The organism is Quadrisphaera sp. INWT6, assembly GCF_015390235.1.
In the GTDB taxonomy this organism is placed as follows: domain Bacteria; phylum Actinomycetota; class Actinomycetes; order Actinomycetales; family Quadrisphaeraceae; genus Quadrisphaera.
In genome coordinates, this window is record NZ_VUOH01000003.1 from 356,185 (window position 1) to 379,556 (window position 23,372).

Genomic DNA, 23,372 nt, shown 5'->3' on the forward strand with positions numbered 1-23,372 from the left:
CTCAGTCCGTCAGGGAGCGTCGGGTCGCCCGCAGGTACAGCAGCGCGAAGACGAAGGCGATGACGATGAGCACGTTGCTCGTCGCCGCCCCAGCCCGAACTGGAAGTCCTGGAACGACTGGAAGTAGGACGAGGTCGGCAGCGTCTGGGTGGAGCCAGCGGGTCCCCCACGGGTCAGGCCCAGGATGATGTCGACCGAGCGCAGCGTGTAGATCACGCACAGGAGCACCACGACGTTCACGGTGGGGCGCAGCAGCGGCCACGTGATGGCCAGGAAGGAGCGCACCGGGCCGGCACCGTCAATGGACGCCGCCTCGTAGAGCTCCTCAGGGATGTCCTGGAGCCCGCCGTACAGCAGGGCGACGTTGAACGGGATCCCCACCCAGATGTTGACGATGATGACGGACGTCAGCGCGATGCTCGGGCTGGAGAGCCACGGGATGCCGGTGTCGATGACCCCGACGGCCTTCAGGAACGCGTTGAGGGCCCCGGAGTCCTGGTCCATGAGTGAGCGCCACAGCGCTGTGGAGACGATCACCGGCAGCAGCCACGGGAGGAGGAGCAGCGACCGCAGCACACCCCCGAGGGGGAAGCGGCGGCGGAAGAACAGCGCCATGGCCAGACCGATCGAGAACTGCCCGACGATCGACCCGGCGGTGAACAGCGCGGTGTGCGCGACGGAGGGCCAGAAGCCCGGGTTGGCGAAGATCGTCCGGTAGTTCTCGAGCCCGATGAAGGGCGCCTCGCCGGTGTAGAAGCTCGCGGTCGTGTAGTCCTGGAAGCCCATCACCGCGTTCTTGACCACGGGGAACGCGAAGAAGAGGGCGACGTAGACCAGCGCGGGGACGACGAAGGCCCACCGGTACAGCTCCAGGCGCCCCCGCCCCGACCCGGCCCCTCCCCGGCGCACGGACGCTGGGGAGGGTGCGGGGACCTCGGCGCGGGCTGCGGAGGTCGTGGCCGTCACTTCGCGGCAGCCGCCGAGGCGGCAGCGGTGCTCAGGGCCTCGTCGACGGTGGCCTGCCCCGTGACCGCCGACTGGATCGCGGTGAAGATCGCGGTGTTCGTCGCGGGCCACGCGTCTTGGAGGATCGCGGTGCGCGAGCGGCCGTCGCGGACGGCCGCCACGTACTCGGTGAGCTTGGGCAGCTTCTCGAGGTACTGGGTGTCGAGCTCGGGGTTCGCGGGGACGACGCGGCGCTGCTCGGCGAGTGACAGCTGCGTGTCGTTCGAGGCGATGCACGACAGCAGCTCCGCCGCCGCGGCCTCGCGCGCCTGGTCGCCGGAGCGCGGGAGCGTCCACGTCTCGCCTCCCAGCGGCGAGACGACGGTGTCGCCGGCCTGCGGGACGGGGACGGAGACGATGGAGTAGTCCAGGGGGGTCTCGGCGCCGTCCAGCTTGGACATCTGCGTGCCGCTGGTCAGCGCCATGGCCGCCTTGCCGGTGAGGAACTGGTCGCCGACGTCGCTGTTGCCCCACTGGACCGTGGACTGCGACGCCGCCCCGCTGGACACGAGGTCGACCTCGAGCTGCAGCGCGGACTTCGCGGCCGCGCTGTCGAGGGCGTCCTCCGACCCGCCGGCGGACCACAGCAGCGGCAGGTACGCGTACGTGCCCTGGCCGTCGTTCTTGGTGCTGAAGGCGATGCCGTAACGATCACCGGACGTCAGGGCCTTCGCCGTGCTCTGCAGCTCGTCCCAGGTCGTCGGCGCCTGCAGGCCCGCCTCGGCCAGCATCGCGTTGTTGACGAACAGGACGATCGTGCCGGCGGTGGGCGCGAGGCCGTAGACCTCCCCGTCGACCGTGCCGAGGCTCAGGACGCTCTCTCCGACGGTGTCCGTGGCGACGCCGCGCTCGGAGACCGGGGAGAGCGCACCGCTCTTGGAGATGGCGGGCAGGTCCTGCGCGTCGATCATCTGCACGTCAGGGAGCGTCCGAGAGCTGGACTGCTGCAGGACCTTGCTGAGGTAGTCGCCCGAGGGCACCGCCTCGCGCTCGATGGTCACCCCGATCGACTGCCCGCAGGTGTCCAGCATCCCCCCGATGATCGAGAAGGCGGGCTCGTCGGTGTAGTAGTCCGCCACCCGGAGGCTCGTGACCCCGGAGCCACCCGATGCGTCGGAGCTGGCAGCCGGCCCTGAGCCGCCGCCGCACGCGCTGAGCGCGGCGACGGCGGTGACAGCAGTCACCGCGAGGGCGATCCGGCGTGAGCGACCAAGGACATCCGCCATGACTTTCTCCCCATCGAGAAGGGTCGGACCCCCGGACGAGGGTCGCTGACACGGCAGAACCTAAAAGGTAATACGTATGATGTCAAGAAGACGCGCGGCGCCTCGGTCGCCGCCGGGTGGCAGACAGCCGGATGACCTAGTGTTCGCGCCCGTGCTCGTGCTGCTGCCACCCTCCGAGCGCAAGCTCCCCGCCCCCTCGCGCAGGGGGAGCGCCCCGGTCGACCTGGGCTCCCTGACCTGGCCGGAGCTGGCGCCGGCTCGTGAGCGCGTGCTCGAGGCCGCTGCCGCCCTCGCCCAAGACCCGGCCGCCGTCGGCGCCGGTCCGTCACTGGCCGAGGAGGTGGCCCGCAACGGCCGCTGGCGCACCGAGCCGGCCCAGCCCGCCTCGCGCGTCTTCACCGGCGTGCTGTTCGAGGCGCTCGACCTCCCCTCCCTCCCCCGCTCGGCCGCGCGGCGCGCCGCCGAGCAGGTGCTGGTCGTCTCGGCCGCCTACGGGGCCCTGGCGCCGGACGACGCCGTCCCCGCCCACCGGCTCTCCATGGGCACCGACCTGCCGGGCGTCGGGCCCCTCGCGGCGCTCTGGCGCGAGCACCTCACCCCGCTGCTGGAGCACCGCGCCGCCGAGCCGGGCCAGGTCGTGCTCGACTGCCGCTCCGCGGCGTACGCCGCGGCCTGGCGCCCCTCGCGGGCCGTGGCCGAGCGCGTCGTCGCCGTCCGCGTGTTCCGCGAGGTCCAGGGGCCCGAGGGCCCAGTCCGCAGCGTGGTGAGCCACGACGCCAAGCGCACCCGCGGCGAGCTGGCCCGCCACCTGCTGCTCCGGAGGCGCCGCGAGCCCGACTCCCCCGAGGCGCTGGCCGCCGCGGCGGCCGAGGCCTTCGACGTGGAGCTCTCCCCCGCCGCTCCCGGACGGGCCCGCCACCTCGACGTCGTGCTGCGGCGCGCCGCCGGGAGCGCCGTGACCGACGGGAGCGCGGCGTGAGCCCCGCGACCCGGCCGGCCCCCTCCTGGGCGCGCCCGTGGCGGTGGCTGCCCGAGGGGACCCTCGTGCCCCTCGTCGCCGTGCTCGCCTCCGCCGTCGTGCTGGCCACCGGCGCCCTCTCGCCGGACGCGGCCGGTGATCTGCTGGGCCGCACCTGGTCGGTGCTGGTCTTCCTGCTCGCCGCCGCGGTGCTCGCGTCCCTGGCGGGCGTGGCGGGCGTCTTCGAGGTGGCCGCGGTCTGGGCCGCGCGGCACGGCGCCGGCCGCACCTGGCGGCTGTGGCTGCTCGTCGTGGGCATCGCCACCGCCGCGACGGTCGCCCTCAGCCTCGACACCACCGCCGTGCTGCTGACCCCGGTGGTGCTGGCGCTCGCCCGGCGGGCCCGGATGCACGCGGGAGCCGCCGCGCTGCTGGCCCTCACCTGCGCCTGGCTCGCCAACACGGCCTCGCTGCTGCTGCCGGTCTCGAACCTCACCAACCTGCTCGCGCTCGACGCGCTTGAGGGCGGCCCGGCCGGCGGCGGGGTGCTCGCCTTCGCCGCGCTCACCTGGCGCCCGGCGCTGGCCTCCGTGGTCGCGACCGCCGTCGTGCTCGCGCTCCTGCACCTGCCGGCGCTGCGCACCCGCTACGACCAGCCGGGCCCCGCCGAGGTGGCGGACCCGGTGCTGCTGCGGGTCGCGGCCGCCGTCGTCGTCCTCGTGCTGCCCGCCCTCGCGGTGGGGCTCGAGCCCTGGGCCGTGGCCAGCGCCGCGGCGCTGGTGCTCGTCGCGGCGACCGCCTGGAGGCGCCGCGACGCCCTGCGGTGGGACCTGGTGCCGCTGCCCCTGGCCGTCTCGGTGCTGGGGCTGTTCGTGGTGGTCGAGGCGCTCAACCAGCACGGCCTGACCCCGGCGCTGGCGGCCGTGGCCGGCACCGGCGACTCCTTCGGCGACCTGCTCCGCCTGGCCGCCACCTCGGCGGGCGCGGCCAACGCCGTCGACAACCTCCCGGCCTACCTGGCGCTGCAGCCCCTGCTGGACCCGTCCGACCCGCTGCGCACCGCCGCGGTGCTCGTCGGGGTGAACGCCGGGCCGCTCATCACCCCGTGGGGGTCGCTGGCCGTGCTCCTGTGGGCCCGCGCGTGCCGCGCCGAGGGCGTGCCGGTGCAGTGGGGCCGCTTCGCCCTGAAGGGGCTGGTGCTCGTGCCGGTCGTCCTGGTGGCAGCGGTCGCGGCGCTCGCCCTCTGAGCTAGGACTGCCGCCACGGCAGGCCCTCGGCCCGCCACCCGCGCGCACCGCGGTGGCCGTCTGCGCCGAGGTCGCCCTCGAAGCCGTCGAGCACGTTGTAGGTGCGCAGCCACCCCGCGCGGGCCGCGGCGTCCGCGGCCGCGAGCGAGCGGTGCCCCGAGCGGCAGGTGAACAGCACCGCGGCGTCACGGGGGGCGACGCCCTCGAGCTCGGCGAGGAAGCGCTGGTTGTGCGCGCCGCTGGGGAAGCTCGTCCACTCCAGGGCCACGACGCGCCGCCCCAGGGACGAGAGGTCGGGCAGGCCCACGAAGACCCACTCGGCGTCGGTGCGCACGTCCACCAGCACCGCCGAGCCGTCGGAGACCAGCAGCTGCCAGGCCTGGCGGGGGGTCAGGTCGCCGGTGCGCCCCGTCACCGGCGCAGCTCGGGCTCGCCGGCCCGCACGATGATCCGGTCGCACTCCTCGCACTGGACCACGTCGTCGGGGCCGGCCGAGGCCACCCGCGAGCGGAACGTGCCCGTCAGGGGCATCCGGCATCCGCCGCAGGCGTCGCCCGCGAGCGCCGCGGCGCCCAGGCCGTCCTGGCGGGCGCGCACCCGCTCGTAGAGCTCGACGAGCCCGGCGTCGAGGCTGCTGACGGCGCCGGCGCGCTGGGCTCCGACCTGCTCGTGCTCCTGGCGGGCGGCCTGCAGCGCGGTGTCGCGGGCGGCGACCAGCCCCGCGCGGTCGGCGGCGACGGCCCCGGCGCGCTCCTCGGCGCGCTCGACGGCCTCGGCGGCGGCCTCCTGGCGCTCCATGACCTCGAGCTGGGCGTCCTCCAGGGAGCGCAGGCGCCGCGTCAGGGCCTCGGCCTCCGCGAGCAGCTGCTGCAGCTCCTTCGCGGCGGCGCCGCCGGCGGCCAGGCGCGCCGAGGTGCGCTCGGCGCGGGCGCGGACCTGCTCTACCTCGGTGTCGGCGCGCACGGCCTCCCGCTCGACGTCCGAGGCGACCGTGCGGGCGGCGGTGAGCTCGTCGCGCAGGGTGCGCTCGGTGCGGTCGAGCTCGGCGATGGCGGCGTGCTCGGGCAGGCTGCGGGCCCGGTGGGCGATCTGGGCCAGGCGGGTGTCGAGGGCCTGGACGTCGAGCAGGCGGCGCTGGTGCGCGGCCGGGGCGCTGGTGGCGCTCATCGGGTGGTGGTGGGGGTCGGGGACGGCACGTGGAAGCTCCAGGGGTCGCTGCGGAGGGTGCTGACGGAGGTGGTGACCGCGTGGCCCTGCTCGGCGAGGGCGGCCAGGAGCCGCTCGGCGGCGCCGTGCAGCCAGGGCCACTCGCTGGCCCAGTGGGAGACCTCGACCAGGGCGGCGCCCGGGTCGAGCTCGCGGGCCTCGGAGGCGGGGTGGTGGCGCAGGTCGGCGGTGACGTAGGCGTCGACGCCCGCGGCGCGGACCTGCTCGAACAGGGAGTCGCCGGCGCCGCCGCACACGGCGACGCGCTCGACGCGGGCGTCGGGGTCGCCGGCCACGCGGACGCCGCCGGCGGTGCCGGGCAGGGCCGCGGCCACCTGCTCGGCGAAGGCGCGCAGCGCCAGCGGCCGCTCGAGGCGGCCGGTGCGCCCCAGGCCGAGGGAGGGGTCTGACGAGGAGGGGACGAGGGGCTCGAGGTCGACCAGCCCGATGACGCGCGCGAGGGCGTCGGAGACCCCGGGCCGGGCGGAGTCGGCGTTGGTGTGGGCGGTGAGCAGGGCGGTGCCGCCACGGACCAGCCGGTGCACCGCGCGGCCCTTGGGCGTCGTGGCGGCCACCGAGGAGACCCCGCGCAGCAGCAGCGGGTGGTGGGCGACGACGAGGTCGTAGGAGCCGTCGAGGGCCTCGGTGACGACCTCGTCGGTGGGGTCGACCGCCAGCAGGACCCGCTCCACGGGGGCGTCGGGATCTCCGCAGACCAGGCCCGGGCGGTCCCATCCCTCGGCGGTGCCGCTCGGGTAGAGGTGCTCCAGGACCGCCACGACCTGGGCCAGCGAGGGGGTGCTCACCCGGCCGAGGGTAGTGGCGCGCGGGAGGGGTGCTGGTGCCTCGTGGGCCCGGCCGGGTTCGAACCGACGACGTCCGCGGTGTAAGCGCGGTGCTCTACCAGCTGAGCTACGGGCCCTGGTGCCGCGGGGCCGCCGCGCGGTGCGGTGCGGCCCGGCGGGCTCGGGGGTCAGCGCCGGCCGCGGCCGCTGACCAGGCGGATCGCCGTCCAGTCCGGGGAGGGCTTGACCGTGGAGGTGGCGAACAGGCCCGCCGTGGGCGCCGCGTCCTCGACGTCGGAGGGCCGCACGTGCCCCTCGCTGCCGGACTTGGGGGTGAGCAGCCAGACCACGCCGTCGTCGGCGAGGGAGACCAGGGCGTCCACGAGGGCGTCGACCAGGTCGCCGTCGCCCTCGCGCCACCACAGCAGCACCGCGTCGACGACGTCGACGTCGTGCTCGTCCAGCAGCTCGGCCCCCGTGAGGTCGGCGACCTCGTCGCGCAGGTCGTGGTCGACGTCGTCGTCGTACCCCCGCTCCTGGACCGCCTGTCCGGGCTGCAGCCCGAGCCGCGCCGCCCCTCCAGGAGCCTCCGCCCCCGCCGTCTGGCTCACCGTGGTCCTCCTCGTGCGTCCGTGTCGCTCGTCCGTGCCCGTCCCGCCACCCGTCGTGACCGCCCGTCTCCGGGCCGCGGCGGCCCGAACGCTACCGCTTCGACGCCGGCCGGGCCGCCGGTCGAGCCGCGCCGAGCGGGCGTAGCGTGGCCGGATGCGCCGCTCCAGCCCGCGCTCACCCGTCCTGCGGCTCGACACCGCCACCGGTGCCGCGGTGCGCCGGCCCGACTCGCTCGCGGCCGAGGAGCCCCTCGAGGTCCGGGTCCGCGCGCTGTCCGAGCCGGAGGCCTCGCCGGTGGTCGTGACCATGCGCACCCCGGGCGAGGACGTCGACCTCGCGCTCGGCTTCCTGCTCACCGAGGGCCTGCTCGGCAGCGCCGACGACGTGGCCGCCGTCGTCCACTGCGGCGACCCCGACCCGGCAGACCCCGACGGCCTGTCGTCGATGAACGTGCTGCAGGTCACGCTCGCGCCCGGCGTCCCGGCGCCGGACCTCGAGGGGCGGCGCACCTTCGGCATGACCTCGGCGTGCGGGGTGTGCGGCTCGGCCAGCATCGACGCCGTCTCGCGGCGCAGCCGCTACGACCTCTCCGCGGACGACGTGGTGGTCGACGCCGCGGTCCTCACCTCCCTGCCCGACCGCCTGCGGTCCGCGCAGCGGATCTTCGACCGGACGGGCGGGCTGCACGCCGCGGGCCTGTTCACGGCCGACGGCGAGCTGCTGGCCGTCGCCGAGGACGTCGGGCGCCACAACGCCGTCGACAAGGTGCTCGGCCGCGCGGCCCGCGAGCGCCTGGGCGGGGGCTGGCCCCTGCGCGGCGCGGTGCTGCAGGTCAGCGGCCGGGCCTCCTTCGAGCTGGCGCAGAAGGCCTGGTGCGCGGGGGTGCCGGTGCTCTCGGCGGTCTCGGCGCCGTCGTCGCTGGCGGTGGAGCTGGCGCGGACGGCGGGGATGACGCTGGCGGGCTTCGTGAGGGCCCCCCGGCTCAACGTCTACGCCGGGGAGCACCGGGTGCGCCTGGCGGCCCCGTCCGGGGACCGGACCGCGGCGTCCCCCGCGGTGCCCTCCCCCGCGGGCCGCGGGTGACCGGGAGGTGAAGTCGCGCGGGCGGCCAGGCAGGATGGGGCTGCCCCACGCGGCACCGCCGGCGCGCCACCGCGCTGCCGGCGGACGACGAGGGCCCGCGGCGCCACCCGCCGCGGGTGACGACGAGCGATGCGGAGACCAACGTGGCACCACGCGACGAGGTCACGGAGCTGGGAGCCCTGACGGGCCCGCTGCACCAGACCGACGCCGACCCCGAGGAGACCGGCGAGTGGCTGGGGTCCGTCGACGGCCTGGTCGACGCCCGCGGCGGTGACCGCGCCTCCTTCGTCCTGCGCAGCGCGCTGGTGCGCGCGCGCGAGCTCGGCTCGCCCGTCCCGGGGCTGATCTCGACGGACTACGTCAACACCATCCCGCCGCAGGACGAGCCGGAGTTCCCCGGCGACGAGGACGTCGAGCGCCGCTACCGCGCCTGGAACCGCTGGAACGCGGCCGTCATGGTGCACCGCGCCCAGCGCCCCGGCATCGGCGTCGGCGGCCACATCTCCACGTACGCCTCCTCGGCGACCCTGTACGAGGTCGGCTTCAACCACTTCTGGCGCGGCCCGGACCACCCCGGCGGCGGCGACCACGTCTTCATCCAGGGCCACGCCTCCCCCGGCACCTACGCCCGCGCGTTCCTCGAGGGGCGCCTCTCGGAGGCCGACCTCGACGGGTTCCGCCAGGAGCTGACGGCCCCGGGCCGCGGCATCCCGAGCTACCCGCACCCGCGCCTGATGAAGGGCTTCTGGGAGTTCCCGACGGTCTCCATGGGCCTGGGCCCGGCCAACGCGATCTACCAGGCGCAGTTCGACAGGTACCTGCACAACCGCGGGATCAAGGACACCTCCGACCAGCACACCTGGGCGTTCCTGGGCGACGGCGAGATGGACGAGCCCGAGAGCCGCGGCCTGCTGCAGCTGGCCGGCTACGAGGGCCTCGACAACCTGACCTTCGTGGTCAACTGCAACCTCCAGCGCCTCGACGGCCCGGTCCGCGGCAACCACAAGATCATCCAGGAGCTGGAGTCGTTCTTCCTGGGCGCCGACTGGAACGTGGTCAAGGCCGTGTGGGGCCGCGAGTGGGACCCGCTGCTGGCCAAGGACACCGAGGGCGCCCTCGTCGGGCTGATGAACACCACGCTCGACGGCGACTACCAGACCTACCGCGCCGAGGACGGCGCCTTCATCCGCGAGCACTTCTTCGGGCGCGACCCGCGCACGGCGAAGATCGTCGAGGGCCTCTCCGACGACGAGATCTGGTCGCTCAAGCGCGGCGGGCACGACTACCGCAAGGTCTACGCGGCCTACAAGGCGGCGACGGCCAAGAACGGCAAGCCGACCGTCGTCCTGGCCAAGACCATCAAGGGCTACGGGCTGGGCAAGCACTTCGCGGGCCGCAACGCCACGCACCAGATGAAGAAGATGACGCTGGACGACCTGAAGGCGTTCCGCGACGGCCTGAAGATCCCGGTCACCGACGCCCAGCTCGAGGCCGACCCGTACCGCCCGCCGTACTACCACCCCGGGCCCGACGCGCCGGAGATCCAGTACCTGCAGGAGCGCCGCAAGGAGCTCGGCGGGTACGTCCCCTCGCGCCGCACGTCGTCGAAGCCGATGTCCCTCCCGGGCGACTCGGCCTACACGGTCATGAAGCGCGGCTCCGGCAAGCAGCAGATCGCCACGACGATGGCGTTCGTCCGCCTGCTCAAGGACCTGATGCGCGACAAGGAGTTCGGGCCGCGCGTCGTCCCGATCATCCCCGACGAGGCCCGCACCTTCGGGATGGACTCGTTCTTCCCGACCGCCAAGATCTACAACCCGGAGGGCCAGCAGTACACCTCCGTCGACCGCGAGCTGATGCTCGCGTACAAGGAGTCGACCTCCGGGCAGATCCTGCACCTGGGCATCAACGAGGCCGGCTCGGCCGCGGCGTTCCAGGCGGCGTCGACGTCGTACGCCACCCACGGCGAGCCGATGCTGCCGGTCTACATCTTCTACTCGATGTTCGGCTTCCAGCGGACCGGCGACGCCTTCTGGGCCACCGCCGACCAGATGGGCCGCGGCTTCCTCCTGGGCGCCACCGCCGGTCGCACCACGCTGACCGGCGAGGGCCTCCAGCACGCCGACGGGCACTCCCTGCTGCTGGCGTCGACCAACCCCGCCGTCGTCGCCTACGACCCGGCGTACGCCTACGAGATCGGGCACATCGTCCGCGACGGCCTGGAGCGCATGTACGGCCCGGGCTCGACCGACGTGCAGGACAGCGAGTCCGACCGCAAGAACCTGGGCCAGGTCCAGCTGCGCGACCCGAACGTCTTCTACTACCTGACGGTCTACAACGAGCCAATGGTCCAGCCGGCCGAGCCGGAGGGCGTCGACGTCGAGGGCATCGTCAAGGGGATGCACAAGATCGCCGCCGCGCCCTCGGGCGAGGACGGCGCGCCGCGCGTGCAGCTCATGGCGTCGGGCGTCGGGGTGCCGTGGGCCCTCGAGGCGCAGGAGCTGCTGGCGAAGGACTTCGGCGTGCTCGCCGACGTCTGGTCGGTCACCAGCTGGAACGAGCTGCGCCGCGACGGCCTCGCGTGCGACGAGGAGGCGTTCATGAACCCCTCCGCGGAGCCGCCGGTGCCGTTCGTGGCCCAGCAGCTCGAGGGCTCGGCCGGCCCGGTCATCGCCGTGTCCGACTGGATGCGCGCCGTGCCGGACATGGTCCGCCAGTGGGTGCCCAACGAGTACGTCTCGCTGGGCACGGACGGGTTCGGCGTCTCCGACACCCGCGCCGCCACCCGCCGGCACTTCCACGTCGACGGGCCCTCGGTCGCCTACCGGGCGCTCCAGGTGCTCGCGCGCCGCGGTGAGGTCGACAGGGGCCTCCCGGCGAAGGCGTTCGAGCAGTACCGCCTCGACGACGTCAGCGCCGGCACCTCCGGCAACGCCGGCGGCGAGGCCTGACCACCCGGTAGCGCGCGGGCGCGACCCCGCAGCGCCCCCGTCCCGGACCCCCGGGACGGGGGCGCTGCGTCGTGGTGGCCGTCACCCGCGCGGCGGCCTTGGAGGAGGTCCACAAGCGGTGACCTCCTAGCCTGGGCCGGTGGACCTCCCCTCCCCCGACCCGCCAGCGCCGGCGGGGTCCTCAGGAGAGCTGCGCGAGGGGGTGGGGCGCGCCCTGCAGGCCTCGACGGGGACCCTGGCCTCGGCGGCGCTCGCCCGGCTCGAGTCCACCCAGCCCTGGTACCGGGCGCTCGGCCCGCAGGAGCGCTCCTGGGTCGGCCTGGTCGCGCAGGGCGGGATCGCGGCCTTCGTGGGCTGGTACCGCGCCCCCGGCGCCAGGCCCGCGGTCTCCGCCGACGTCTTCGGCACCGCGCCCCGCGAGCTGGTGCGCGCGGTGTCGCTCCACCAGGCGCTGCAGCTGCTGCGCGTCGTCGTCGACGTCGTGGAGGAGCACGTGCCGGCGCTCGCCGAGCCCCAGGACCGCGCCGGCCTGGTGGAGGCGGTGCTGCGGTACTCGCGCGACGTCGCCTTCTCAGCGGCCGAGGTCTACGCGCGGGCGGCCGAGGCCCGCGGCGCGTGGGACGCGCGCCTGGAGGCGCTGGTCGTCGACGCGCTGGTGCGCGGCGAGGCCGACGACGACCTGGCCACCCGGGTCGCCGCCCTCGGCTGGCCCCTGGACGCCCCGGTCGCGGTGCTGGTCGGCGAGCGCCCGCCCGGGTCGAGCGACGCCGTGGTGGCCGGCCTGCGCCGCGCCGCCCAGGCCGTGGCCGACGACGTGCTCGTGGGCCTGCGCGGCGAGCGCGCCCTGGTGGTGCTGGGCGCCGCGGGCGAGGGCGGCCCGCTGCGCGCGGCGGAGGCGCTGGCCCCGCGGCTCGGGCCGGGCCCCGTGGTGGTGGGGCCGGTGGTCGCGGGCCTGTCCGCAGCCGGCCGCTCGGCGCGCACCGCGCTGGTGGCCATGACCGCCGCCCGGGCCTGGCCCGAGGCGCCCCGCCCCGTGTCCGCCGACGACCTGCTGCCCGAGCGGGTGCTGGCGGGCGACGCCGGGGCGCGCCGCGCCCTGGCCGACCGGGTGCACGCCCCGCTGGCCGCCGCCGCGCCCGCCCTGGGCGAGACGCTGCGGGCCCACCTCGCGTCGGGCCGCTCCCTGGAGGCGACGGCGCGGGCGCTGTTCGTGCACCCCAACACCGTCAGGTACCGGCTGCGACGGGTCGCCGAGGTCACCGGCTGGGACCCCTCCGTCCCCCGGGAGGCGTTCGTGCTGCAGGTGGCGCTCGCCGTCGGCGCGCTCGCCGAGCGACCGGGCCGGCGCTCCCCCGGGACCGCCGGGTCCCGGCCTCCACTTGACGAGCCGTTGACCTGACTTGGAGGAAACCTCCAAACGCATCAGGGATGCTTCGTCACCCCCCGCACCGCCGCGGCGCACGGGCACCGGGCAGGCTGTCAGGGTGCTCGCACTCGTGTGCCCCGGCCAGGGCTCCCAGGCCCCCGGCATGCTCGCCCCCTGGCTGGAGGTCGCCGGCGTCGCCGAGCGCCTCCGGTGGGCCAGCGCCGTCGTCGGCCCCGTCAGCGGCGGTGGGGGCGAGGCGCTCGACCTGGTCGCCCACGGCACCACCTCCGACGCCGACACCGTCCGCGACACGGCCGTCGCGCAGCCGCTGATCGTCGCCGCGGGCCTGGCCGCCGCCGCCGCGCTGTGGCCCGAGGGCCTCCTGTCCGAGGGCGGGCCCACCGACGTCGTCGTCGCCGGCCACTCGGTCGGCGAGCTGACCGCCGCAGCCCTGGCCGGGGCCCTCAGCACCGAGGCGGCCCTGGTGCTGGTGCGCGAGCGCGGCCGCGCGATGGCCGCCGCCGCGGCCCGCACGGCCACCGGCATGAGCGCGGTGGTCGGGGGCCGGCCGGAGGAGGTCGAGGCCGCGATCGCCGCCTCTGGCGCCACCGCCGCCAACCGCAACGCCGCCGGCCAGGTCGTCGCCGCCGGGACCACCGAGCAGCTCGCGGCGCTCGCCGCCGCCCCGCCCGCCAGGGCGCGCGTCATCGCGCTGCAGGTCGCGGGCGCCTTCCACACCGAGCACATGGCCCCCGCCCGCGCCGAGCTCGAGGCGCTCGCCCCGGGGCTGGTCGCCTCCGACCCGGCGCTGCCGCTGCTGTCGAACGCCGACGGCGCCGCCGTCGAGCGCGGCCGCGACGTGCTGGACCGGATCGTCGCCCAGGTGACCAGCCCCGTCCGCTGGGACCTCTGCAGCGACGCCCTCGTGGCCCGCGGCGTGAGCGCGGTGCTGGAGCTCAGCCCTGCGGGTACCCTCGCCGGGCTGGCGAAGCGGGCGATGCCCGGTGTCGAGATCGTCGCCCTGAAGGGCCCCGAGGACCTCGACGCCGCCCGCGACCTCGTCGCCCGCCACGCCCACCGCACCCCCGGGAGCGCCTCCGCATGACCCTGCAGTCGTCCACCGGTCCCGCGCACGCGCGGATCCTGTCCGTCGGCGCCTTCCGCCCCGAGCGCGTGGTCACCAACGAGGAGATCTGCACCTACATCGAGTCCACCGACGAGTGGATCCGGCAGCGCACCGGCATCGAGGAGCGCCGCTGGGCCGACGCGGGCACCTCCGTCGTCGACATGGCCGAGGCCGCCTCGAAGGAGGCCCTCGAGCGCGCCGGGCTCGCCCCGACCGACGTCGACGCCGTCATCCTCGCCACGGTCAGCCACCCGTACCAGACCCCCGCCGCCGCGGCGATCCTCACCGACCGCCTGGGCGCGACGCCCGCGGCCGCCTGGGACGTCTCCGCCGGGTGCGCGGGCTTCTGCCACGCGCTCGCCCAGGCCAGCGACCTGGTCCGCGGCGGCACCGCCCGCAACGTGCTGGTGGTCGGCGCCGAGAAGCTCACCGACTTCACCGACATCACCGACCGCTCCACCGCGTTCCTGTTCGCCGACGGCGCCGGCGCCGTCGTCGTCGGGCCCTCCGAGACCCCGGGCATCGGCCCGACCGTCTGGGGCAGCGACGGCGCCCAGTGGGAGGCCATCAAGAACAAGCAGTCGTGGACCGAGGTCCGCGACGCCCAGGCCGCGGGCGGCGAAGCCGTCTGGCCCGCCCTGGTGCAGGAGGGCCGCTCGGTCTTCCGCTGGGCGGTGTGGCAGATGGCCCCGGTGGCGCAGAAGGCGATCGACGCCTCGGGCGTGGCCGTCGAGGAGCTGTCGGCGTTCATCCCCCACCAGGCGAACATGCGCATCATCGACGCGATGGTGAAGCAGCTCGGCCTGCCCGAGACGGTGCCCGTGGCCCGCGACATCGCCCAGATGGGCAACACGTCCGCGGCCTCGGTGCCGCTGGCGATGCACCGGATGCTCGCCGAGGGCCAGGCGCCCTCGGGCGGCCTGGCGCTGCTCATCGGGTACGGCGCAGGCCTGTCCTACGCCTCCCAGGTGGTCGTCCTGCCCTGACCGGGCCCGACGACCACCCCCAGACCACCAGCAGAAGACCCCACGGCCCGGGAGACCCCGGGCCCACGAAGAGAGGCACTACCCATGGCGCAGAGCGAGCAGGAGATCCTGGCCGGCGTGGCCGAGCTCGTCAACGAGGAGACCGGCCTCCCCGTCGAGAGCGTGGAGATGGACAAGTCCTTCACCGACGACCTCGACATCGACTCCCTGTCGATGACCTCCATCGTCGTCCAGGCCGAGGACAAGTTCTCCGTCACGATCCCCGACGAGGACACCAAGAACCTCAAGACGGTGCGCGACGTCGTGAACTACATCCAGCAGGCCCAGGGCTGAGAAGCCCTCTCGCCGCCGCGGCGGCCCGGCGCGTCCGGGCCGCCGCGGCGGCCAGCCCCACCCCCGCGCGGCGCCACGCCGCCCACCGCACCGCACCCACACGCCCCACCTGGAGGTCCGCGTGAGCTCGAGCCCGTCCCGCACCCGCGTGCTGGTCACCGGCATCGGCGCCGTCACCCCGATCGGCGACACCGCGCAGCAGACCTGGGAGGCGGCGCTCGCCGGCACCCCCGGCGCCAGCACCCTCACCGCGCCCTGGGTCGAGGAGTTCCAGCTTCCCGTCACCTTCGCCGCGCAGACCCGCACCCCCTCGGCCGACGTGCTGCCCAAGCACGAGGCCAAGCGGCTGGACCCCTCCGGCCAGTACGCCGTGGTGGCGGCACGGCAGGCGTGGGCCGACGCCGGCGCCCCCGAGGTCGACCCGCTGCGCCTGGCCGCCGTGGTCGCCACCGGCATCGGCGGCGTGCACACCCTGCTCGACGCCTACGACACCCTGCGCACCCGCGGGCCCCGCCGCGTCCTGCCGATGACCGTGCCGATGCTCATGCCGAACGGCGCCGCCGGCGCCGTCAGCCTGGCCCTCGGCGCCGCTGCGGGCGCTCACGCGCCGGTCTCGGCGTGCGCCTCCGGCGGCGAGGCCGTGGCGTACGGCCTCAACATGATCCGCACGGGCCGCGCGGACGTCGCCGTCGTCGGCGGCACCGAGGCGGCGATCCACCCGATGCCGCTGGCGAGCTTCGCCGCCATGCAGGCCCTGAGCACCCGCAACGACTCCCCCGAGACCGCCTCGCGGCCCTACGACACCACCCGCGACGGCTTCGTCATGGGTGACGGCGCCGGGATCATGGTGCTGGAGTCGGAGGAGTTCGCCCGGGCCCGCGGCGCGCGCGTCTACGGCGAGGTCCTGGGTGCCGGCACCTCCTCGGACGCGTACCACATCGCCGCCCCCGAGCCCGAGGGCGCCGGGGCCTCCCGCGCCGTCCAGGAGGCGCTGCGCACCTCCGGGGTCAGCGCGAGCGACGTCGTCCACATCAACGCCCACGCCACCTCCACCCCGGCGGGCGACCTCGCCGAGATCAAGGCGCTGCGGGTCGCGCTCGGCGCCGACCTCGACCACGTGGCCGTCTCGGCGACCAAGTCGATGACCGGCCACATGCTGGGTGCTGCCGGGGCCGTCGAGTCGATCTTCGCGGTCCTGGCGCTGCACCACCGCCTGGCGCCGCCGACGATCAACGTCGACAGCATCGACCCCGGCGCCGACATCGACCTGGTGCTGAAGACCCCCGCGAGCTGCCCGAGGGCGTCGCGATCAACAACGCCTTCGGCTTCGGCGGGCACAACGTCGCGGTGGTCTTCGGCCCCGCCAGCTGAGCGCCACCCACCGCGGGCAGCCGGCCAGGACGCACGAGGGCCCCTCCACCGGGTGGTGGAGGGGCCCTCGTGCGTCTCCTGGGCGCTCCCGCCGGAGCGGCGCGCCGGGTCAGCCGGCGCGGTTCAGCCGACCCGGTTCAGCCAGCGCACGAAGTTGCCGTCGCCGGCGTACCGGAACGGCTCCAGCTCGTCGTCCCAGGCGCGGCCCACGGCGAGGTCGATGCCCTCGCGCAGCAGGGCGAGGTCGTCTCCCGCGCTCTCCACGGCGGCCCGCAGCCGGTCCTCGGGCACGACGGCGTTGCCGTGCGCGTCCGTCACGGCGTGGAAGATCCCCAGCTCGGGGGTGTGGCTCCAGCGGCCGCCGTCGACGCCCTCGCTGGGCTCCTCGGTGACCTCGAAGCGCAGGTGCGCCCACCCCCGCAGGGCGGAGGTCAGGCGCGCTCCCGTGCCGGGCGCGCCGTGCCAGGGCACCTCACCGCGCAGGAGGCCCGGAGACACCGGCTGGTCGGTCCAGTCGATGGTCACGGACGCCCCCACCACGTTGGCGGCAGCCCACTCCACGTGCGGACAGACCGCACGCGGCACGGAGTGCACGAACAGCACGCCACGGGTGATCCCACCGGACATCTCGACCTCCTCCGTTCCTCGGCGCCTGGTGCGTCTTCCCCAACGACCTGCGCGAGACGAGCGGTGGTGCGGACGGCGCGATCGGACCGAGCAGCGCGCCTGCTCGTCGGTCATGATGCACCACGCGGCGTGACGACACCAGGAGATCCCCGTGGCTGCGGGCGGCGTGTCGCTGGCGGAGAGTGGTCGTCCTCCGGCGGCCGCTCGGCCGCGACGGGGCCACCCGCCCGGCCGAACCGCTCAGGACGCGCCCCCCGCCTGCCGATGAGAGGGGCGTGACCACCCTGCACCACCCCGGCGAGGACCTGACCGAGGTCATCCGCCCCGCCGCGATCGTCCCCGAGGACGCCGCGCGGCGGGTGCTGCTCGAGCTCGCCCGGCGCGACGTGCACAACGGCGGCACCTGGGAGTCCGAGCCGACCGTCTGGAGCCTCTGGGACCGCCCGTGGAGCCCGGACGGCACCCCGGGGGCCTCGGTGCTCCTCGGCCGCCTCCACGTGGCCTACGGGACGCCCACGAAGTACGAGATCACGATCTACCGGGTCACGGTCACGGCCGCCGGGCTCCTGTCCGGCTACACGGTCGAGAGCCTCAGCGACGAGGCCCTGGCCCACGGCGGCCTCACGCTCGCGGCCTGCCCCCGCGCCCGCCTGTCCTCACCCCCGCGGCCCTTCCGCCACTGACGCGCTGACCGCCGCGCCCCTCCGCGTCCTGGCGCGCCCCGCTGCGCGTCCGGCGCCACCCGGGCACCGGTGGGACGATGGCGGTGTGGTGGACCACCCCCGGCGACCCGCCTACCTGGGCCCGGCCGCGCTCGACGCCGTCCGCGGCGGCGGCGACCCCGCCCTGCGCGAGGAGGCGGCCCAGACGACGGCGCGGCTGCTCGTCGACGGCGCCCGCGGCTCCGACGACGAGGTGGTGGCCTCGCGGCTGGTGGGCCTGGCCGACGAGCACGGCCTGGAGGTCCTGGCGTCGCTGTGGGCCGACGCGCCGCCCGAGAGCCTCGCGGGCGCCCTGTGGCGCCTGTTCGTGCTGCGCCAGTGGGTCCACGCCGACCCGCTCGGCGCTGCCCGCGAGTTCGCCGAGGGGCGCACCAGCGCCCCGGTGATGGAGGTGGTCGCCGGCGTCGGCGACCCGCCCGGCCCCGACGAGGTGCGCGGCTCCGTCGACGCGGTGCTGCGCGGGGTGGCCCGCGGTGACGTCGCCACCACCTTCGAGCGCGCCGCCGCCTTCGCCCGCGTGGTGGCCGCCGGCCGCGCGGCGCTCGCCGCCCGCTCCAGCTCCGTGCACGAGGTGCCGTCCTCGGGGGCTCCCGACGCTCCGGGGGCGACCCTGTCCGCGGTGCGCCTGGTCCGCACCGCCGAGCACCTGGAGGGCGCCGCCCGCCAGCTGCGCCTGGAGCGCCTCGAGCGGCCGCGGCGCCCCGCCGAGGACCCCGCCGGTGACGCCACCGGTGACGCCGGTTCGGGGGACGACGAGACCTCGGGGCCCGACCGGGGTTAGCCTGGTGGTGCGTCGGGCCGCGGTAGCCCCGGGCTCCACTTGAAGCCGCTACGAGCGGCCACGCGCCGAGAGGCGCTCCCGGCCCGACGCACTCACTCCCCCAGCCGGTCGAGCAGCGACCGCAGCCATCCCGGGCCGCTCACCGCGGCTCCTGCCGGCAGGCGTTCGCGCAGCCCCCGGTCGGCGGTCACCACCAGCACCCCGCCGGTGTCGCTCCGCCCCACCAGCTGCTCGGCCAGGACGACGACGGCGCTGTCGCCGTCCGCCTCCGCGAGGACGACGTCGACCCCCGCGGGGACCCGCGCCGACCGCGCTCGCCCCTCCACGACGGCGTGCACGCGCCCCACCGCCAGGCGCTCCCCGCCCGGGCCGTCGACGGCGCCGGCGGCCGCGAGGCGGGCCAGCTGGGCGAGCAGGCGCGTGGTGGCGCCGGCGCGGTCGCGCCACCACCCGTCGGGGCGCGAGCCCACGGCGTTGGCGACGTCGACGACGACGTGCACCCCCGGGTCCTGCTCCTCGGGGTCGTGCTCCGGGTCCTGCGCCACGGGGACCTCCTCAGGTGGTGCGGCGGTGCGTGCGAGAGGGTAGGACTCAGCCATGGACGAGCCCTCGACCGCGCCGCGCGACCACCACCAGCCCGACCCGTCCGACGAGGACGCGCCCTGGGCCGACGGCCCCGGCCACCTCACCGGTGAGGGGCTGCCCTCCCCCGAGGAGGTCGCCGCCCTGGAGGACCTGCCGCCCGCCGACGAGGTGCCGCCGTCGCCGAGCTGAGCGCCGTCGAGGGGCCGCTCGCCGTCGTCGTCCCGGGCCGGGGCGGCGGGGCCGGGCGGCGCCTCGTGCTGCCCGCCGAGGAGCTGTCGTGGCGGTTCTCGCGCTCGTCGGGCCCGGGAGGGCAGGGGGTCAACACCGCCGACTCCCGCGTCGAGCTGTCCTGGGACGCGGCGCGCTCGCGCGCGCTCCAGGGTCCGCTGCGGGAGCGGGTGCTGGAGCAGCTGGAGGGCCGGCTGGTCGACGGCGTGCTGACCGTGTCGGCGGCCCAGCACCGCCAGCAGGTGCGCAACCGGGCCGTGGCGCGCGAGCGGCTCGCCTCGCTGGTGGCCGCGGCGGCGGCTCCCCCGCCCGCGGCGAGGCGGGCGACGCGCATCTCCGCGGGGGCGCGGCGCCGGCGGACGGAGTCGAAGCAGGCGCGGAGCTCGACCAAGGCGCTGAGGCGCCGGCCGGACTGGTGAGGAGGGGCTCCCGCACTTGGACTCGAACCAAGAACCTGCCGGTTAACAGCCGGCTGCTCTGCCAATTGAGCTATGCGGGAAAGGACGCGCCTGCGGCGGCGTCGAGCGATGACACTACCAGGCGCCCGGCGGGCCCTGCGGGGGTTCCTCCCGAGCGCGGCGCCGTGACCGTCCCGGAACGCTGCGTGGCCGCGGGGGCCTGACCGGGTCAACCTCCGGCGCACCCCCCGGAGCGGGGCGGGGCCCGCGGCGCTCGCCTCCTAGGGTGATCGCGGCCGGGGACGAAACGGACGGGCAGTGGGAGCAGGGCGGATGACCGAGGTCAGCAGCGGCGAGCAGGTGCTGGTCACCACGCACCCCGACGGCACCTCGGAGGTCAGCGTCGGTGGCACCGTGCAGGTCCTCAGCGGCGTCGGCTCCGAGGACGTGCACCTCGTCGTCACCACCCTGGTCGCCGAGCGCGCCGCGCAGCTGGGCCGCCCGGTGCGGGTGCTCCACCGCGAGCCGGACGGCGAGCGGCGCCTCGTGGTGACCCCCTCCGGGCAGGTGCACGACGACGCCCCCTCCTCCGAGCCCGACCCGGGCCCCGCCGCCGAGCCGGTGTGGCAGTCCTTCACGCCGCCTCCCGCGGAGCCGCTCGTCACACCCCCCGTGGAGCCGCCCGCTCCGGTCATCGACCTCACCACCCCCGCGGAGCGCCGCACCCCTGCGGTCGCGGCGCCGTGGAGCGACCCCGAGGCGCTGGCCAGGCCGGTGCGGCCCTGGGCGTACGACTACCCCGAGGGCCGGCGGTCGTTCCTGCGCGAGGAGGCCGCGGAGGTCCCGGCGCGCCGCGGCTGGCGCGGGTGGCTCAACCAGGCGGGCCTGCGCCTCGCACCCGTCGACGCCGAGCGCGCCGAGCGCCTCGACGAGCTGACCGTCTCGCAGCACTGGCCGGGCCCGCGCACCATCGCCGTCGTCAACGGCAAGGGCGGCGCCGGCAAGACCCCCACCACGGCGCTGCTGGCCGCGGTGTTCGCGCGCTACGGCGGCGCCGGCGTGCTCGCCTGGGACAACAACCAGACCCGCGGCACCCTGGGCTGGCGCACCGAGCAGGCCGGGCACGACGGCACCGTCGTCGACCTCATCCCCCGGGTGCCCCACCTGCTCGGGGAGACCGCCCGCTCCTCCGACCTCGCGCAGTACGTGCACCACCAGCGCGCCGACCGCTACGACGTGCTCCGCTCCAAGCCGCTGGCCCTGGCCAGCGAGCAGCGCGTGGCCCCCGAGGACGTCGACGACCTCCACACCGTCGCCAGCAAGTACTACCGCCTCGTCATCATCGACAGCGGCAACGACGAGTCCGACCCGATGTGGCTGCGGATGATCGACCACACCGACCAGGTCGTGGTCGCGACCAGCACCCGCGACGACCACGCCGAGGCGGGCGCCCTGCTGCTGGAGGCCCTGGCCTCGCGCGACGAGCGCTGCGCCGCGCTGGCCTCGAGCGCCGTGGTCGTCGTCTCCCAGGCGGTCGCCTCCGCGACGCAGTCGGACGTGCGGCGCATCGCCGAGGGGTTCAGCGGCCTGGCGCGCGAGGTCGCCTCCATCCCCTTCGACCGCGCCATGGTCGAGGGCCAGCTCCGGCACGAGGCCCTCGCCGCCGACACCCGACGCGCCTGGCTGCGCGCCGCCGCGGCGGTGGCCCGGGGCCTGTAGCGCCCCGCGCCGTCTGGCACGATCGACCGGACGCCGCCGCAGTAGCTCAGCCGGTCAGAGCAGGGGACTCATAATCCTTCGGTCGCGGGTTCGAGCCCCGCCTGCGGCACCACTGTCTGTGCAGGTCAGAGGCACTGTTCGCGAAGCAGGTACCTGCTCGCGATGGGCGACGTCCTCAGATAATCCTCACTTCGCACGCCACTCGTCTCCAGTACCCGTCGAAACCGGAAAGGCCGGCTTGCCTGACCGCGCCGACCCCGGGCGGCGAGCGTGACCCTCTGCGACGGCCACCGTCTTCCCAGAGGCGGGTCAGCGGCGCAGCCCTGGCACGTGCCGGCCAGTCGGCGGGGTCTGTGGTGCGTGGACCGAGCTCAGCGGGGTCCCAAGACCGTCGATGCGGTCAGCCAGGGCGTCAAGGTCGTCGTCGAAGAGGCCGGCGTAGACGTCGAGGGTCATGGCCGCCGACGCGTGCCCGAGCATGCGTTGGATCGCCTTGACGTTGGCTCCGGCTGCGACGGCGAGGCTCGCTGCGGTGTCCCGCAGGTCATGGGGCGTGACGCCCCGCAGCCCTGCCTCCACGGTCGCCGGGGCGAAGACCCGCTTGCTCCAGTTCTGGATGCGTATGGGCTGCCCCTGGGGCGAGGTGAACAGAAGAGCATCGAACGTTCTGCCCTGGCACCTGCGGCCGAGGGGCTCTATCAGCGACTGAGCGATCGGCACGCTCCGCACCTGGTGGTTCTTCGGCAGGCCCCACTCGAGGATCCCGTTGACCTCCGTGACCGACTGCACAACGCTCAGCCGACGGCGCTGCAGGTCTACGCGCCCCACGCGGAGCGCGACCGCTTCCCCGAAGCGGAGCCCCGTCAGGGCGAGCAGCCGGACGAGGTCGCCCCCGTCGCCAATCCGTTCTGCAGCGGTGGCCAGCCGCTCGACTTCCTCAAGCGTGAGGAACCGCGACTGCGGCCTGCCCAGGCGAGGAAGCGGAACTCCCTCGGCGACGTTGCGCGGGACACGGCCGTCCTTGACGGCGTGCTGGAGCACCCTGGACAGGACGCGGTGAGCCTGACGGACCGTCGATGGGGCGAGCGGCGCTGCGGACAAGGACGCGACCCAGCTGGAGACGTCGGCGTGCGTCACGCGATCCAAGGTCACGCCGGCCCACGCAGGCAGCACCTGGTTGCGCAGCAGAATCCCGTAGCGGTGCCTCGTGGAGGGCTTTAGCTGGACTTGCCCCTCCAGCCAACGCTGAGCCCACTCCCCGACGGTGATGCGGGAGAGCGCAGGGTCGTTCCAGCTCCCCTGGGCGACGGTCGTCTCGACCTGGGCGAGCCATCGCTGGGCATCCGCTCTCCGCGCGAACTGCTTAGTCCGTTGCTTGCGGTCCGGACCTCGGTAGCGAGCGCGGTACTTGCCGTCGGGACGTCGGTCGATGCTTCCCATCAGACGTGGGTGAGCCGTAGCGCAACGACCGGGCAAGGACCGGACGTGCGACCGCAGACGGGCCGCCGCGTCACCGAGGGCCCCTCTGCCGCGGAAGCCAGCTCGACATCGTTGCCGTCCCCTGGTCCGACCGGGAGGGAGGCGCGATATTGATGGACTCGGAGGTCGTCTCGCGCTCCTGAAGCCATGCCAGAACGGCGTCGCGGCTGTAGAGAACGCGGCGCCCGACCTTGATGCTGGGCGGTCCAGTCCTCACATGCCGCCAGTAACGGACGGTCGACTCAGGCGTTCGCAGGAGTTCAGCGACTTCGCGGGTAAGCAGGAAGTCGTTCACGCCAGGAGCTCCTCGGCGGTGAGCTCAACTGCGGCGCGAGCGGTGGACCCAGGAGCGTGAGCAGTCAGCACGGTGCCCTCTTCTTGCCGACGGACTGGCGAGCTCGGCTGTTGTCTCGCCAGAGCAGTGGAGCCCACGCCACACACCGTGCCCAGACCCTTGCCCGAGGGCGTCATGGCAGGGCGGCCGGTGGACGACGCTGACGGCCACTCCCCCGCCTCGACGCTCACGACAGTGAAGCCACGGCCCTCGACCGCACCGGTCGGGGGCCCTCTGGGCAAGG

General features: G+C 75.4%; 22 protein-coding genes, 3 tRNA genes and 2 pseudogenes. 15 read left to right on the forward strand and 12 right to left on the reverse strand.

From position 1 onward, the window contains the following. Position 1 precedes the first annotated feature (1 nt). Together F1641_RS11450 and F1641_RS11455 are read right to left on the reverse strand one after the other, a co-directional pair. Positions 2 to 909 (reverse strand): annotated as a pseudogene (locus F1641_RS11450) (carbohydrate ABC transporter permease). A 53-nt stretch (positions 910 to 962) separates the two neighbouring features. After that, a complete protein-coding gene (locus tag F1641_RS11455; RefSeq protein ID WP_194905601.1) occupies positions 963 to 2,084 on the reverse strand; it encodes an ABC transporter substrate-binding protein in 1,122 nt (373 codons plus the stop codon). A gap of 286 nt (positions 2,085 to 2,370) precedes the next feature. Here F1641_RS11455 and F1641_RS11460 point away from each other — a divergent pair, with 286 nt between their 5' ends. Continuing rightward, the gene (locus F1641_RS11460; protein ID WP_206691036.1) at positions 2,371 to 3,210 is read left to right on the forward strand and encodes a peroxide stress protein YaaA; all 840 of its coding nucleotides are present in this window, start codon (positions 2,371 to 2,373) and stop codon (positions 3,208 to 3,210) included. Further along, positions 3,207 to 4,436, forward strand: coding sequence for an SLC13 family permease (locus tag F1641_RS11465; protein ID WP_309225576.1), 1,230 nt, complete (start codon positions 3,207 to 3,209; stop codon positions 4,434 to 4,436). The genes F1641_RS11460 and F1641_RS11465 overlap by 4 nt, the downstream gene beginning before the upstream one ends. Before the next feature lies 1 nt (position 4,437). Here the strand turns inward: F1641_RS11465 and F1641_RS11470 are convergent, their stop codons facing one another. The 5 genes from F1641_RS11470 to F1641_RS21495 form a co-directional block, all read right to left on the reverse strand. Beyond that, entirely contained in the window at positions 4,438 to 4,851 is a 414-nt protein-coding gene (locus tag F1641_RS11470) for a rhodanese-like domain-containing protein (protein ID WP_194905602.1), read from the reverse strand. Next, positions 4,848 to 5,603: a zinc ribbon domain-containing protein gene (locus tag F1641_RS11475; protein ID WP_194905604.1), complete on the reverse strand. Its 756-nt coding sequence runs from the start codon at positions 5,601 to 5,603 to the stop codon at positions 4,848 to 4,850. The genes F1641_RS11470 and F1641_RS11475 overlap by 4 nt, the downstream gene beginning before the upstream one ends. Beyond that, positions 5,600 to 6,448, reverse strand: coding sequence for a Nif3-like dinuclear metal center hexameric protein (locus tag F1641_RS11480; RefSeq protein WP_194905616.1), 849 nt, complete (start codon positions 6,446 to 6,448; stop codon positions 5,600 to 5,602). The genes F1641_RS11475 and F1641_RS11480 overlap by 4 nt, the downstream gene beginning before the upstream one ends. Before the next feature lie 43 nt (positions 6,449 to 6,491). Then, positions 6,492 to 6,564: transfer RNA gene (locus tag F1641_RS11485), tRNA-Val, on the reverse strand. 51 nt (positions 6,565 to 6,615) lie between these two features. After that, positions 6,616 to 7,038, reverse strand: coding sequence for a DUF3052 domain-containing protein (locus F1641_RS21495; RefSeq protein ID WP_194905618.1), 423 nt, complete (start codon positions 7,036 to 7,038; stop codon positions 6,616 to 6,618). Between the two features lie 154 nt (positions 7,039 to 7,192). Between F1641_RS21495 and fdhD the strand changes: the two genes are divergently transcribed. The 7 genes and pseudogenes from fdhD to F1641_RS21505 all read left to right on the forward strand — a co-directional run bounded on the left by fdhD (position 7,193) and on the right by F1641_RS21505 (position 16,255). Continuing rightward, positions 7,193 to 8,122: a formate dehydrogenase accessory sulfurtransferase FdhD gene (fdhD, locus tag F1641_RS11495; RefSeq protein ID WP_194905620.1), complete on the forward strand. Its 930-nt coding sequence runs from the start codon at positions 7,193 to 7,195 to the stop codon at positions 8,120 to 8,122. A gap of 143 nt (positions 8,123 to 8,265) precedes the next feature. Then, a complete protein-coding gene (gene aceE / locus F1641_RS11500; RefSeq protein WP_375541482.1) occupies positions 8,266 to 11,073 on the forward strand; it encodes a pyruvate dehydrogenase (acetyl-transferring), homodimeric type in 2,808 nt (935 codons plus the stop codon). Positions 11,074 to 11,212: 139 nt separating this feature from the next. Next, positions 11,213 to 12,472 carry a CdaR family transcriptional regulator gene (locus F1641_RS23230; protein WP_194905622.1) on the forward strand — a complete coding sequence of 420 codons (1,260 nt, stop codon included), beginning with the start codon at positions 11,213 to 11,215 and terminating at the stop codon, positions 12,470 to 12,472. Between the two features lie 85 nt (positions 12,473 to 12,557). Then, complete coding sequence (locus tag F1641_RS11510) at positions 12,558 to 13,544, forward strand: ACP S-malonyltransferase (RefSeq protein WP_194905624.1); 987 nt, start codon at positions 12,558 to 12,560, stop codon at positions 13,542 to 13,544. Next, positions 13,541 to 14,551, forward strand: coding sequence for a beta-ketoacyl-ACP synthase III (locus F1641_RS11515; RefSeq protein WP_194905626.1), 1,011 nt, complete (start codon positions 13,541 to 13,543; stop codon positions 14,549 to 14,551). The genes F1641_RS11510 and F1641_RS11515 overlap by 4 nt, the downstream gene beginning before the upstream one ends. 84 nt (positions 14,552 to 14,635) lie before the next feature. After that, positions 14,636 to 14,884 carry an acyl carrier protein gene (locus F1641_RS11520; RefSeq protein WP_194905629.1) on the forward strand — a complete coding sequence of 83 codons (249 nt, stop codon included), beginning with the start codon at positions 14,636 to 14,638 and terminating at the stop codon, positions 14,882 to 14,884. Between the two features lie 121 nt (positions 14,885 to 15,005). Next, positions 15,006 to 16,255: pseudogene (locus F1641_RS21505) on the forward strand (beta-ketoacyl-[acyl-carrier-protein] synthase family protein). A 123-nt stretch (positions 16,256 to 16,378) separates the two neighbouring features. On the opposite strand, the gene F1641_RS11530 reads toward F1641_RS21505, so the two are convergent. Next, a complete protein-coding gene (locus F1641_RS11530) occupies positions 16,379 to 16,882 on the reverse strand; it encodes a DUF3145 domain-containing protein (RefSeq protein WP_194905630.1) in 504 nt (167 codons plus the stop codon). Between the two features lie 275 nt (positions 16,883 to 17,157). Here F1641_RS11530 and F1641_RS11535 point away from each other — a divergent pair, with 275 nt between their 5' ends. Further along, entirely contained in the window at positions 17,158 to 17,565 is a 408-nt protein-coding gene (locus F1641_RS11535; RefSeq protein ID WP_194905632.1) for a hypothetical protein, read from the forward strand. A gap of 85 nt (positions 17,566 to 17,650) precedes the next feature. Further along, positions 17,651 to 18,385 carry a hypothetical protein gene (locus F1641_RS11540; RefSeq protein ID WP_194905634.1) on the forward strand — a complete coding sequence of 245 codons (735 nt, stop codon included), beginning with the start codon at positions 17,651 to 17,653 and terminating at the stop codon, positions 18,383 to 18,385. Between the two features lie 92 nt (positions 18,386 to 18,477). Here the strand turns inward: F1641_RS11540 and F1641_RS11545 are convergent, their stop codons facing one another. Then, a complete protein-coding gene (locus tag F1641_RS11545) occupies positions 18,478 to 18,930 on the reverse strand; it encodes a hypothetical protein (protein WP_206691037.1) in 453 nt (150 codons plus the stop codon). Positions 18,931 to 18,982: 52 nt separating this feature from the next. Here F1641_RS11545 and F1641_RS11550 point away from each other — a divergent pair, with 52 nt between their 5' ends. Both F1641_RS11550 and arfB read left to right on the forward strand, forming a co-directional pair. Beyond that, on the forward strand, positions 18,983 to 19,159 hold the full coding sequence (locus F1641_RS11550; RefSeq protein WP_194905637.1) for a hypothetical protein: 177 nt from the start codon (positions 18,983 to 18,985) through the stop codon (positions 19,157 to 19,159). A 65-nt stretch (positions 19,160 to 19,224) separates the two neighbouring features. After that, complete coding sequence (gene arfB / locus F1641_RS11555; RefSeq protein ID WP_309225577.1) at positions 19,225 to 19,617, forward strand: alternative ribosome rescue aminoacyl-tRNA hydrolase ArfB; 393 nt, start codon at positions 19,225 to 19,227, stop codon at positions 19,615 to 19,617. Positions 19,618 to 19,624: 7 nt separating this feature from the next. Here the strand turns inward: arfB and F1641_RS11560 are convergent. Next, positions 19,625 to 19,697: transfer RNA gene (locus F1641_RS11560), tRNA-Asn, on the reverse strand. A gap of 232 nt (positions 19,698 to 19,929) precedes the next feature. On the opposite strand from F1641_RS11560, the gene F1641_RS11565 reads away from it, so the two are divergent. Both F1641_RS11565 and F1641_RS11570 read left to right on the forward strand, forming a co-directional pair. Then, the gene (locus tag F1641_RS11565) at positions 19,930 to 21,315 is read left to right on the forward strand and encodes an AAA family ATPase (protein WP_194905639.1); all 1,386 of its coding nucleotides are present in this window, start codon (positions 19,930 to 19,932) and stop codon (positions 21,313 to 21,315) included. Positions 21,316 to 21,350: 35 nt separating this feature from the next. Beyond that, a tRNA-Ile gene (locus F1641_RS11570) sits at positions 21,351 to 21,427 on the forward strand. 197 nt (positions 21,428 to 21,624) lie between these two features. Here the strand turns inward: F1641_RS11570 and F1641_RS11575 are convergent. Beyond that, the gene (locus tag F1641_RS11575; RefSeq protein WP_194905642.1) at positions 21,625 to 22,755 is read right to left on the reverse strand and encodes a site-specific integrase; all 1,131 of its coding nucleotides are present in this window, start codon (positions 22,753 to 22,755) and stop codon (positions 21,625 to 21,627) included. Positions 22,756 to 22,825: 70 nt separating this feature from the next. Then, positions 22,826 to 23,089, reverse strand: a complete 264-nt coding sequence (locus F1641_RS23865; protein WP_194905644.1) for a helix-turn-helix domain-containing protein — start codon at positions 23,087 to 23,089, stop codon at positions 22,826 to 22,828. Between the last annotated feature and the right edge of the window lie 283 nt (positions 23,090 to 23,372).